Genomic DNA, 12,247 nt, shown 5'->3' with positions numbered 1-12,247 from the left:
AGGCGATCGTCATGCGCAGCCGTCTCAGACGTCGGCCGCCGTGAAACTCGCCGCCGCTTCCGCGAGGCAGTTCATCAGACAGCGCGCCGCCGGCGTGGGCTGCGACCCCGGCCGTGTCACGAGCGACAGCCACGCCATAGGCAGCGGTTCGGCGGGGTGAAACAGGCTCAGGTTCGCGATGCGCTGGCGCCGGTCGAGCACCACGCGCGAGAAGATCCCGAGCGCGTCGGAGTTCTCCATGATGCTCAACGCCGTCACGATCGAGCGACACGAGATCACGTCTTGCGGTGGGTTCAGGCGATAGTCCCGGAACACGCGACTCAGATAATCGGTCGCACTGTCGCCAATGCCCGGCACGAGCCACAGGCTGTCGCGCAATTCCGCAATCGACTTCGCGCCGCGCAGCGGATGCCGCTTGCGACCGACCACGACCAGTTGCATGGGCAGCAGCACGGTGCGCTCGAATCCGTCGGCGGCACCGCCTTCGAGTTCGGTCAACACGGCGAAGTCGAGACGCCCGGCTTCCAACTGGTCCTGTGTGTGGGGGGGCGCAGACTCGCTGATCGTGAGTTCGACGCGCGGCATGCGCTCGCGAAAGCGCTGCAACGCCGACGGAAACAGCGACAGCGCTGCGGTCGACGAAATCGCGATGTTCAGGCTGCCGCCCGCACCGTCGCGCATCTGGTCGAGCTCATCTTGCGCCTTGCGCGCTTCCTCGAGAATCAGATGGGCGCGTTTGAGCAATGCCTGACCGTACGGCGTGAGCTCGATCCCCTTGCTGCCGCGATGCAGCAGATGCGTGTCGACGTTGCGTTCGAGCTCGCGCATGATGCGTGTGACCGCTGGCTGGGACAGACCGAGCACGCGCGCTGCGCTGCGAATGCTTTGCTGCTGGGCCACGATGGTGAAGGCGTGCAGATGCTGAAGGTTCATGCGGGCGTCTCGCGCGACCGCCGACCGGTGTTAGGTACCGGTCGGCGTATCGTCTCTGTTTTGTTTCTGCTTTCCTGAGCGGCATCGACATGCCGGTGATCAGGAAATGATATCGCGAGAGGCGCGAGTCCCCGCTTTCTGTTGCATGCCGGTCAGGATCAGGCCGACACCGTCTCGCCCTCACGACGCGTGAGCTTCGGGCCGACACCCGGCTTGACCTGCAGCATGGCGAACACGCCGACCGCCGTGGCGACGGCCGTGGCAATGAACATCGACGAATAGCCATACTTGGCCGACAGAATCCCGGCAAGCGTGGGGGCAAGCACTGAGGCAATGTTCGCGATGAAGTGCATCAGACCGCTGAACGTGCCCACGCGCGTGGGTGCCGTGTCGATCACCACCGCCCAGTACACCGAGTTCGGCAGGGCATTCAGCGCGTTGCCGAGCGTCATCAGCGCGATCACCGCCCAAACGCTTTGTGCCTGCGACACCAGCAGGAAGCACAGCGTCGTGCAGGTCAGCGCGGCGGCCGCGAACCAGCTACGGGCGATCACCAGCTTGCCCGTCTTGCGATACAGCCAGTCCGAGATGCGACCGCCGAGCAACACCGTCACACACGCGCCCGTCCACGGGATCATGCCGATATACCAGAGCGACGACAGCGTGAAATGGAATTCGTCCGCAAGATACTTCGGTGTCCACGTCAACAGCATGAAGTTCACGTAGATGAAGGCAAAGTAGCCGATCGAGTTGAACACCAGTGTCTTGCTCTTGAAGAAGCTCCACCACGGCATGTCGCTCGCAGCTGCGGCGGCGGACGTGTTCTGCGCCGGACGTCCCGCCTGAATCAGCGCCACTTCGGCGGCGTTCACGCGCGGGTTCTCTTCGGGGCGATTCGTATAGACGCGTGCGAACAGCGCAATCAGCACGAAACCCGCAATGCCGAGCACAACATACATCGTGCGCCAGCTATCGGTCAGCAACAGCAGGCCGACGGCCACCGGTGCCGTGAGCAGCGCGCCCAGCGGCGTGCTCAACAGGCCGATCGACACCGCGAAGCCGCGCTCAGACGGCGACGCCCATGCAGACATCGTCTTGTTGATGATGGAGTAGGCCGGTCCCTCGGCGAAACCGAACAGCACACGAATCGTGGCGAACCCGGTCAGTGCCGAGCCACCAAATACCGCAATCCCGATGTCGCCCGCCCAGATCATGGCAATGGCGAACGCCGACCATGCGATGCCGGCAATCACCCATACCTTCTTGGCGCCCAGACGGTCCGACAGTGCGCCACCGAAGAGCGCGCCGAACATGTAGCCGTAGCCGAAGTAGCCGAGTACGGCCCCCCAGCCCGCCCGGTCGAAGCCGTATTCGGCCGTGATCTGCGCGGCGGAATACGAAATTGCGCCGCGGTCGATGTAGTTCACCAGGGCAATCACCACGATCAGCGCGAATACGGCGAACCGGTATCGCGTCGCTCCAGCGGCCGGATGGCCCACGGTTGTTGGTTGCATGACGTCTCCTCATTGTCGGTCTGTGCGAAGCGCTCGATGCCCTTCGCAAACGATTGTCGATTATATATAATGCACAATGCATATCAACTGAAATCAAAAACCCAGCCTCCACCATGTCCAATTCGCTTCCCGTGGTTGCCGTCGCCTCGCTTGGCGGCACGATCAGCATGACGCCCTCCGACGCCGCAGGCGGCGTCGTCCCTACGCTAGACGCCGCGCAACTGGCGCGCTCGGTGCCCGGTTTATCCGAGGCCGCGACGATCACGACGGCATCGATTCGTCAGCTTCCCAGCGCATCGCTGCGCTACGACGATTTGATGGAGGTGCTTACCTGGGCCGAGCAACAGATCGCGGCGGGCGCCGTCGGTGTGGTGCTCACCCAGGGCACCGACACGCTGGAGGAGACGGCATTCCTGCTGGACTTGTTCTGGAAGCTGCCCGCACCGCTGATCCTGACCGGCGCGATGCGCGCGCCGCAGGCGGCCGGTGCCGACGGTCCGGCCAATCTGCTGTCGGCCGTGCGCACGGCGATCCATCCCGACAGTGCAGGCCGGGGCGTGTTGGTGGTGATGAACGACACGGCGCACTATGCACGCTGGGTCAGCAAGGGCGATTCGCTGGCGGTTCAGGCCTTCGTGTCGCTCGACGGCGGCGTTGCTGCACGCCTGGTGGAAGGTCGCCCGACGTTTTTCCACGCCGCCCCGATGCGTGCGCAGCCGTTGGCACGACCGGTTCGTGCGTGGCCGAAGGTGGCTTTGGTGAGCGCCGTGCTGGGCGACGAGGGCGAGCTTGCCGAGCTCGCCGTGCAAGCGGGTTATGAGGCCGTGGTGATCGCGGCGCAGGGCGCGGGCCACGTGTCGTTCGGCTTTGCCGAGCGTATCGGCGAGTTGACAAAAAAGGTCCCGGTGGTGATCGCGAGCCGGGCAGCGGGTGGCTCGACGGCGTCACAAACTTACGGCTACGTGGGGGCGGAAATCGATCTGGTCCGACGCGGGGCCGTGATGTCCGGCTGGCTCTCGGGACTCAAGTCACGACTGCTCGTGACGGCGCTCCTTGCCTCGGGCGTGGCACCCGGCGCCGTGACGGAGGCCCTGACAAATTGGAGTAAACTCACGCGTCGATAATCCTCACACCACACCGCTTTGAAAAGCACGTCCTCCGCATCTGCCAGCGTGTCCGGCACCTCTGGCCGCCGCCGTCTCACGGCATATCAATATGCCATCGAGACACTGCGTACCGAGATTCTGCAAGGCAAGCTCAAAGCGGGCGACCGCCTGCGGCAGGACGACCTCGCGCGCCGTCTGGAGATGTCGACCACGCCGGTGCGCGAAGCACTGCGCACGCTCGTCTCCGAGGGGCTGGTGTTCTTCGACGTTCACCGCGGCGCGGTGGTGCGCGGTCTGACGGTCGACGACGTCAACGAGCTCTACCGATTGCGCAAGACGCTCGAACCGATGATGGCCGAGCAGGCGATGGCCACGATCAGCGAAGCGGACATCGCGCGCGCACAGGCGCTTCATGCGGAAATGCTCGCCACGCAGGACGTCGCCAAATGGACCGAGCTGAATCAGGCGTTTCACGCAGCACTGTGGGCCTCGCAGGACGAATCGCGTCTGGCGCATCTCATCAAGACGTTACGCGATGCGTCCGGTCCTTACATTGCGCTGTCGCTGTATATGCGTCCGGTGCACGTCGAGGTCAGTAATCACGAGCACCAGCAGATGCTAGACGAGTACCGTGCACGCGACGTGGCCGCCGCCAGGCGGCATACGGAAGATCACCTCGACGCCACGCTGCGCATCATCGTCAAGGCCATCGAGCAGAGCGAAGCCGAAGCGGCCGCCAACGACTGATTGCATCGTCTGCGGCGCGCTGCCCATCCGTATTTTTGAACTGGCCGCTTAGCGGAAGATCACCGTCTTGTGGCCGTTGAGCAGAATGCGGTGCTCGGCGTGAAAGCGCACGGCGCGCGCGAGGGCCACACATTCCACGTCGCGCCCGATGGCGGTCAGTTGCTCCGGGTCCATCGTGTGGTCGACGCGCTCGACTTCCTGTTCGATGATCGGACCTTCGTCGAGATCGGACGTCACGTAATGCGCCGTCGCCCCGATCAGCTTCACGCCACGGTCGAACGCCTGATAGTACGGCTTTGCACCCTTGAAGCTCGGCAGGAACGAATGGTGGATGTTGATGGCGCGGCCCGCCAGCTTCTTGCACAGGTCGCTGGAGAGCACCTGCATGTAGCGGGCCAGCACCACCAGATCGATGTTGTTGTCTTCAACCAGCTCGAACACCTTGGCTTCCTGCGCTGCCTTCGACTCGGGCGTCGCGTTCATGAGCGGCAGATAGTGGAACGGGATGTTGTAGCTCGCCGCCAGTTGGTAGAAATCCTTGTGGTTCGAGACGATCACCGGGATTTCGACGTTGAGCTGGCCGGTCTTGTAGCGGAACAGCAGGTCGTTCAGGCAGTGCCCGATCTTCGACACCATCAGCATGACGCGCGGCTTGATCGACGCGTCGACCAGTTCCCATTCCATCTCGAACTGCTCGGCCAGCGGGGCGAAGTCACGCTGGAGCGACGCCAGATCGGTCTGGCCCGGCAGTTGTTGAAAATGCACGCGCATGAAGAAGCCGCCCGTGAAGCGATCGTTGAACTGCGCCGAGTCGAGAATGTTGCCGCCGCGCTCGACCAGGAAACCGGCCACCGTGTGGACGATGCCGGGACGGTCCGGGCAGGACAACTTCAGAATGTAGCTATTTTCGATCGGTGCCATGATTGCTCCTGGGCAAAGGCTTGCAATGAGCGTTGCAGTGTTGAAATTCGGTAATTCGTTGATTTGGTCGATGCGCTCGATTCGCTCGATTCGATGCCGGGCCGCGTGCGCACTCGGCATTCGGCGCAGTCCGGCGCGGGCTTACTCGTCCGCTGGCTTGAACAACGCCTCGATACCGGCGCAGTCCTTCACGCGAATCGCGCCTTCGCGCAGCAGGAAGTCGAGGCTCGCGAGGCTTGCATCGACCGTCATCTTGCCGCGCGCGATCACGTCGCGTACGTCGCCCGCCGAGCACAGCCAGTGCGCGCTCGCCTCGCCGTCCTGATTCTCGGGAACGAACCCGCGCGGCAGCGCAAGATCGTAGACGAAAATCTGCTCGGACTGCACGCCCTCGGGAATTTCCGCGAGGATGTGCAGCGTACGGCCCGGACGCGCTTCGTTGGCCAGATGCGCCGGAATACCCGCTTCTTCCCAGCATTCCTTGACCAGCGTGTCGCCCACGCCGATGCCGTTACCGATGCCACCCGCCGACAGGTTGTCGAGACAGCCCGGATCGGTGGCCTTGAGCACGCTGCGGCGCGCGATCCACATCTTCGGCGCTTCGCCGACGAAGCGAGCGGGCACGTAGCCGTTCACATGCACGGCGAACGTGCGCGTGCCGAAAAAGCGGGAGGCGGCGCGTTCGATCCACGCCAGCGGCGTGTCGTACAGGCGTTGACGGATTGCGTAATGTTCGTTGCGCCAGCCGGTGATGCGCCCCTCGGCAGCGAGGGCTTCGATCACGGGCGCCAGCGCCGCCGTGCGGGCTTCGCACGTATCGTGACGCGGATGAATGCGCACGGCGAGCGAGCTGATCTCGAACACCTCGGGCCAGCGGCACAGCGACTCGACGTCGCTACGGCGAATCCAACCAAAACGCTGCGAACCGATCACGAGCGGCAGATGCGCTCGGTCGTCGAAGCGGCGCGCCGCCGCAATACAAGCAAAAGACATACGTCAGAGACCGGACGCGCGCCAGGCGTTGGCGCACGAAATCGAGGCAAAAGCGGCATTTTACAGAAGCGGCGACGAGTTCGCCCGAAGCGTGGCTCATGAGGGGCGTTCAGCCCTTTACCCGCTCGCCTTTCGGGTCATACAGCGCGCGCAGTTGTACGCGCGCGTCGAGCAGTTCGCCCGCGAGATCGACCTGATAGCGACCGGCCTCGACGTACTCGGCGGACACCGGGCCGTCCGGGTTGGTCAGATAGGCGAGGCCCACGGGCGCGTCGATGGTGTGGCCGAAGGCCGCCGAGGAGATGAACCCGACAGGCTGACCGTCGCGCAACACCGCTTCCCCGCCCCACAGCATCTTGTCGCTCGCGCCATCGAGGGCGACGCTGACGAGCCGACGGCGCACGCCTTTCGACTTCGCAAGCTCGACGGCGGTACGTCCCGTGAAGGCGATGTCGCTCGCCAGCTTGCAGGCGAACGTCAAACCCGCCTCGACCGGGTTCGCATCCGGCGTCAGTTCGCGTCCCCATGCGCGATAGCCCTTCTCGATGCGTAACGAATCAATGGCGTAGTAGCCCGCGTCCTTCAATCCGAACGCAACGCCCGCCGTATGCAAGGTTTCGTAGACGCCAACCGCGAATTCGACCGGCACGTACAGCTCCCAGCCGAGTTCGCCTACGTAGGTCAGGCGCGTCGCGCGCACCGTCGCGTAGCCGAGATCGATCTCGCGGCTCGTGCCGAACGGGAACGCCTCGTTGGAGAAATCGGCTTTGGATACCTGCTGCAACAGCGCGCGCGAGTTCGGTCCCATCAGCGCAAGCACGGCATACTGGCCGGTGACGTCGACCACGGTACAGCGCGGATCGTCGGGCTGGCTGGCGATGCGCCGCTCCAGATAGTCCATGTCGCGTGTCGTCTGCGCCGAGCCCGTGACCATCAGGTACTGGTCCGGCGCGAGGCGCGTGAGTGTGAAGTCCGATTCGTAGCCGCCACGCTCGTTGAGCATCGCGGTGTAGACGGTGCGCCCTGGCGCGACGGCAACGTCGTTGCTGCATAACGTCTGCAATACCCGTTCGGCGTCGCGTCCCTTGATCAGCAGCTTCGAGAACGAGCTCATGTCGAACAGCGCTACGGCGTCGCGGCACGCATGATGCTCCGCCCCGCTCCACGCATGCCAGTTCTGCTGACCGAAGCTGTAATCGATGCTCGCCTGTTCGGGCGACGGCGCAAAGAAGTTCGGCCGCTCCCATCCCATCTTGCTACCGAAGCACGCGCCCTTCGCGAGCAACGTCGCGTACAGCGGCGAGCGCCGGAACGGACGCGCCGTATCGAGTTCGCGATTCGGCCACGGCATGGCGTAATGCAGACCCAGCGTTTCCTTCACGCGATCGTGCAGCCACGTGTCGTTGCCGTTAAAGCCCGCGAAGCGACGGATGTCGACTGGCCAGAGGTCCATCGTCGGCTCGCCCGCCACGATCCACTCTGCAAGCGCCATCCCTGCACCGCCGGCCGACGCAATGCCCATCGAATTGAAGCCTGCACCGACGTAGAAATTCCGTAGCTCGGGCGCTTCGCCGAGGATGAAGTTGTTGTCCGGCGTGAACGATTCCGGCCCGTTGTAGAACTGGCGGATCTGCGCCGTCTCCAGCGCGGGCACGCGAATGAGCGCGTTCTCCATGAGGATTTCGAACTGGTCCCAGTCGTCGGGCAACAGCTGGAATTCGAAATTCTCCGGAATGCCGTTCATGCCCCACGGCTTGGCATTCGGCTCGAAACCGCCCATCACGAGACCGCCAACCTCTTCCTTGAAGTAGATGTAGCCGTCGGGATCGCGCATGACCGGCAAATCGGTATGCACGCCCGGGATACGGTCGGTGACGATGTAATAGTGCTCGGCGGAATGCAATGGCACGGTGACACCGCACATGCGACCGACGGCCTTGGCCCACTGACCGGCACAGTTGACGACGATCTCGGCATCGATGCGTCCGTGCTCGCCGTCCTTGTTCTGCCACGACACACCCGTCGCCGTGCGAATACCGTTGGGCGACGCCGTGTGAATCTGCGTGATGCGCGTGTTCTCCGCGATGCGCACGCCACGGCTACGCGCCCCGCGTGCGAGCGCCTGCGTGAGGTCGGTCGGATTGGCCTTGCCGTCGCCGGGCAGCCATACGGCCCCCACGAGATCGTCGGTACGCATGACCGGCCAGAGTTCGCCCGCTTCGCGCGCCGAGATCACATCGCATTGCACGCCGTAGGCACGCGCCACGGCGGCCGTGCGCTTGAGCTGCGTCATGCGCTCGGCGCTGCGCGCCACCGACAGCGAACCGCACTGCTTCCATCCCGTGCCAAGCCCCGTTTCCGCCTCCAGCTCGCTGTAGAGCTTCGTGGAATAGCGGATGAGCTTCGTCATGCTCTCCTGCGAACGCAACTGCCCCACCAGCCCGGCGGCATGCCACGTGGTGCCGCACGACAGCTGCCCCTGCTCCAGCAACACGACATCGGTCCAGCCGAGCTTGGCCAGGTGATAGGCAACGGAACAGCCGACGATCCCGCCGCCGACGATGACGACGCGGGAATGAGTGGGCAAGGCTGAAGGCATGGACGGACTCCGGAAAGGCTTGCACCGGCCAGCGCCGGGCAATGACATGAGCGATGACGCGAGACTACTCAAACTTCGAAATCATTGCAATAATTTGCAACATTACAACACACAATGCAACACTATATCGATGGCACATGAGCGACATCGATGCCGCGATCACACGTGTGCCATGCCTGCATCGACATGCCGTCGCCCGTACGCCTTGTGTTTGGCTGACGTCTGCGCAAAAATATACGACGTATAAATAATGACGAAAAACGCCATGACGACAGCGCACGCTTTTATCGCCACCAGCCTCGACGGTTTCATCGCCCGACCCGATGGCGACATCGACTGGTTGCTGCAACGCGACGATCCCACCGAGGATCACGGCTACGCCGCCTTCATCGCCGACAAGGACGCGATCGTGATGGGGCGCGGTACGTACGAGAAGGTGCTGACGATGGGCCCGTGGGCCTACGATCTGCCCGTGACGGTGTTGTCGACGCAATTGGCGAACACGCCGGTACCCGATGCGCTCAAGGGAAAAGTGCGCTTCTCCGACCTGTCACCGGTGGCACTGATGCAGGCGTTAGCGCGGGAGAACGTGGGCCGCGTCTATGTCGACGGTGGAAAGGTGGTGCAGTCGTTTTTGCGCGATGGGCTGATCGCGGACATCGTCGTCACGACGGTGCCGGTGCTGATCGGTGCAGGCAAACCGCTGTTCGGCGCATTGTCGGATGACGTGGACTTGCAGTTGATCGACAGCCAGCGCTTTGCGTCGGGATTGGTGCAGTCCGCTTATCGGGTCGTGGCATGAGGCGGCCGCGCGGACGGCCCGCGCAGGGCACCGGGGTCACGCGAGACGCCATCCTGGCAACGGCGCTCGCGCTGCTCGACGAGGCGGAAAGTACCGGTGGAAAGGGACTGAGCATGCGCGCGCTCGCCAGTCGGCTCGGCGTCACGCCCATGAGCCTTTACCATCACGTCGAGGATTACGCCGGGTTGTTGCGCGCGTTGTCGGACGCGGTGTACGCCGACGTGCTCAAAGACATCGAAGCGGGCCTCGCGTGTCATGAGGAAGTGCGCGAGATTCTGATCCGGTATCACGCCGCCGTGCGTCGCCACCCGCAACTGACGCTCGCGATCTTCGCTACGCCCGAGGCGTTGGCCGGTGTGACGCGCGAGATCACCGACCGGCTGACCGGGCTGCTGCAAACCATGACGACGGAACCGCTTCTGTGGCGGGACATCCTGATCGATCATGCGCACGGCAGTGGCCTGCCCTTTGCGCATGACGACACGCCCGCCGCGCCACCACCGGACGATGGCGACTATCGGCGGGCGCTCGACTGTCTGTTGTCAGCGCTCGGACCGCGACGTCAATAAGGCGAGCAGCGTATCGCCCGCCGCTTCGAGTGCGCCGTCGTTATCGACCACCGAAAGCGGAACACCTTCGGGCGGCGTCCATGCCACGTTGTGCGCGACACGCTTGTCGAGCGCGTCGCCGGATTCGCGGCCACGCTTCGCGAGACGTTGCGCCCGCACGTCCGGATCGACGCGAATCTCCACCAGATGCAGACGCTCGGCATAGCGCGCGACGACCTGTGCGAGAAACGCACGCGAGCCATTCACCACGACATTCGCGCCCGCATGCATCCACGCATCGATTTCGACGCCGATGCCGTAACGGTAATCGTGGCTTTCCCAGTCGAGTGCGAAGCAACCGAGCGAATGCCGCGCCGAAAACTCAGCGTGCGACAACGCGATGTGGTTCTCTCCTTCCGACGGCGCACGCGTAATGTAACGATGCGCGAAACACACCAGCGAATGGGAAGACGACGCGTGATCGAGCTTCGCTCGTGCGTACGCAAGCAACGAGTCCTTGCCCGCACCGGACGGCCCCATCACGTAAAACAAGCGTGCGTGATTCATTCAGCTTCCCTGAAGGCAAAACGTTCGAACATGACGAAAGGCTCGGCGGGCGTCGGCTGCACGAAGATGGCGAGACTGTCGACGCGCATCGGCCCGAGCGCCTGTACGCGCGGCTGCCACCAATCGGTGATGACCGTGGCGTCGCCTGCCGTCACACGGTCGGAGAGCGTGACGTGGAAACGAAATTCGTCGAACACGTACGGATATCCCCACTGCGCCAGCCACTCGCGCTGACGCGACGTTAGCAGATGCGGATTTCGTTTGGCCAGTTCGGTGTCGTTCATCGGCGCGCGCAGCGTGTCGAATGCCTGCACGCAATCGGCCGCCAGCGCATTCACCGCCTTCTCGTCGGCAGCGCCCGCCTTCGGACGCAACGCGACGAAGCCAGGCGACTTGCCATTGTCGGTGCCGATAACGTCGGTATGGACCGTCAAATCGAACGGGACGTGACGCGCCGCCACCGCCGCCGCAATGCCCGACAGATCGCTCAGTTGCGCCTGCGGCGCGAGCCGCATCGGGGCTTTGAGCGTGGCATGCAATCCATAGCGTCGCGGATCGACGGTGAGGTCGTACAGCGAACGCGACAACCCTTCCACTGTCGGCGCATGAAGCACGCGCGCCGTGATCGCATCGCGCCCGAGCCAGCGGCTGCCTTCGTGCCACCAGCACGAACCAGATGGCGGCGCGTAGTAGATCGCAAAGCGCGCCACCGACAAGTCGAGTTGCTGCTGCTTTACCTCGTTCATTCTGTCGCCCCCTGCACCACGAGCTGCATACGGTCTGCCGGGAAGTAGGCAATGCCGTATTTGATCGGCTTGCCTGCTTCGTCCACATCCGTACTTTCTACGCTCAGCACAGGCTGCTGACGGTTGATCCCAAGGTGTCGTGCGATGTCGGCGTCGGGCATGCGCGCGCCGATACGACTCTCGAGACGCGTGTAGTCCTTCACGCCAAAGATAGCGAGCGTGGCGCTGATCGACTCATGCTCTGCGAACACATCCGGAAAGTCGGGAAAGCGCGACGCCGGAAACCAGTTCTCGCTGTACGCCAACGGCAGTTCGATGCCCTGCGTGTCAAGACTGCGACGGGTCAGTTCCAGCCGATAGACCGGCGCACCTGCACGCAACCCGAGCGCGTGCGCGACGCTGCCTTCGGCCTTGAGCTTGTGCGCGGAAATGATCTGCTGCGCGGTCTTCAGATTGTTCTGCGAGAGGTTCTCGGTAAAGCGCGTGCGGCGTCCGATCACATAACCGATGGCGGCCGCCTGCACGAAGGTGCCGCGTCCGTGCTCGACGTTCACGAGCCCTTGCTCGGCCAGACCGAGAATCGCGCGGCGCACCGTGTGTCGGTTCACGCCGAAACGCTGCGCAAGGTCCGTCTCGCTCGGCAGACGATCGTCCGGCGAGCCTTCCCCATAACGACGCTCGCCGATTTCTGTGGCCAGAATCTGCGCGATCTGCCGCCAGACCGCAACACCGCCGCCACGTTCGAGTTGTGCTGTCATCAAATTGACACCC

At 63.8% G+C, this 12,247-nt stretch carries 12 protein-coding genes; 4 read left to right on the top strand and 8 right to left on the bottom strand.

From position 1 onward, the window contains the following. Positions 1 to 24 precede the first annotated feature (24 nt). Complete coding sequence (locus PCO31010_RS17420; protein ID WP_150665365.1) at positions 25 to 933, bottom strand: LysR family transcriptional regulator; 909 nt, start codon at positions 931 to 933, stop codon at positions 25 to 27. A 158-nt stretch (positions 934 to 1,091) separates the two neighbouring features. Continuing rightward, on the bottom strand, positions 1,092 to 2,447 hold the full coding sequence (locus tag PCO31010_RS17415) for an MFS transporter (RefSeq protein WP_150665364.1): 1,356 nt from the start codon (positions 2,445 to 2,447) through the stop codon (positions 1,092 to 1,094). A 113-nt stretch (positions 2,448 to 2,560) separates the two neighbouring features. Here PCO31010_RS17415 and PCO31010_RS17410 point away from each other — a divergent pair, with 113 nt between their 5' ends. After that, a complete protein-coding gene (locus PCO31010_RS17410; protein ID WP_150665363.1) occupies positions 2,561 to 3,571 on the top strand; it encodes an asparaginase in 1,011 nt (336 codons plus the stop codon). A gap of 48 nt (positions 3,572 to 3,619) precedes the next feature. After that, on the top strand, positions 3,620 to 4,300 hold the full coding sequence (locus PCO31010_RS17405) for a GntR family transcriptional regulator (RefSeq protein ID WP_174984882.1): 681 nt from the start codon (positions 3,620 to 3,622) through the stop codon (positions 4,298 to 4,300). Positions 4,301 to 4,348: 48 nt separating this feature from the next. On the opposite strand, the gene purU is transcribed toward PCO31010_RS17405, so the two are convergent. The 3 genes from purU to PCO31010_RS17390 all read right to left on the bottom strand — a co-directional run bounded on the left by purU (position 4,349) and on the right by PCO31010_RS17390 (position 8,813). After that, positions 4,349 to 5,221: a formyltetrahydrofolate deformylase gene (purU, locus tag PCO31010_RS17400; protein ID WP_046290690.1), complete on the bottom strand. Its 873-nt coding sequence runs from the start codon at positions 5,219 to 5,221 to the stop codon at positions 4,349 to 4,351. 141 nt (positions 5,222 to 5,362) lie between these two features. Further along, positions 5,363 to 6,214 (bottom strand): NUDIX hydrolase, encoded by an 852-nt coding sequence (locus tag PCO31010_RS17395; RefSeq protein WP_150665361.1) that lies wholly within the window; start codon positions 6,212 to 6,214, stop codon positions 5,363 to 5,365. A gap of 109 nt (positions 6,215 to 6,323) precedes the next feature. Further along, positions 6,324 to 8,813, bottom strand: coding sequence for a GcvT family protein (locus tag PCO31010_RS17390; protein WP_150665360.1), 2,490 nt, complete (start codon positions 8,811 to 8,813; stop codon positions 6,324 to 6,326). Positions 8,814 to 9,078: 265 nt separating this feature from the next. On the opposite strand from PCO31010_RS17390, the gene PCO31010_RS17385 reads away from it, so the two are divergent. Further along, the gene (locus tag PCO31010_RS17385) at positions 9,079 to 9,615 is read left to right on the top strand and encodes a dihydrofolate reductase family protein (protein WP_150665359.1); all 537 of its coding nucleotides are present in this window, start codon (positions 9,079 to 9,081) and stop codon (positions 9,613 to 9,615) included. After that, positions 9,612 to 10,184 carry a TetR/AcrR family transcriptional regulator gene (locus PCO31010_RS26665; RefSeq protein WP_174984879.1) on the top strand — a complete coding sequence of 191 codons (573 nt, stop codon included), beginning with the start codon at positions 9,612 to 9,614 and terminating at the stop codon, positions 10,182 to 10,184. Before PCO31010_RS17385 ends, PCO31010_RS26665 begins: the two co-directional genes overlap by 4 nt. Here PCO31010_RS26665 and phnN read toward each other — a convergent pair. The 3 genes from phnN to phnF are packed head-to-tail and all read right to left on the bottom strand — an operon-like array spanning position 10,158 to position 12,234. Continuing rightward, a complete protein-coding gene (phnN, locus tag PCO31010_RS17375) occupies positions 10,158 to 10,730 on the bottom strand; it encodes a phosphonate metabolism protein/1,5-bisphosphokinase (PRPP-forming) PhnN (RefSeq protein ID WP_150665358.1) in 573 nt (190 codons plus the stop codon). The two genes, PCO31010_RS26665 and phnN, sit on opposite strands and share 27 nt — an antisense overlap. Continuing rightward, entirely contained in the window at positions 10,727 to 11,476 is a 750-nt protein-coding gene (locus PCO31010_RS17370) for a DUF1045 domain-containing protein (RefSeq protein WP_150665357.1), read from the bottom strand. Before PCO31010_RS17370 ends, phnN begins: the two co-directional genes overlap by 4 nt. Further along, positions 11,473 to 12,234: a phosphonate metabolism transcriptional regulator PhnF gene (gene phnF, locus PCO31010_RS17365; RefSeq protein ID WP_150665356.1), complete on the bottom strand. Its 762-nt coding sequence runs from the start codon at positions 12,232 to 12,234 to the stop codon at positions 11,473 to 11,475. The genes PCO31010_RS17370 and phnF overlap by 4 nt, the downstream gene beginning before the upstream one ends. Positions 12,235 to 12,247 lie beyond the last annotated feature (13 nt).

This window comes from Pandoraea commovens, from assembly GCF_902459615.1.
GTDB lineage: Bacteria > Pseudomonadota > Gammaproteobacteria > Burkholderiales > Burkholderiaceae > Pandoraea > Pandoraea commovens.
This window is presented reverse-complemented; position numbering and strand designations above follow the sequence as displayed.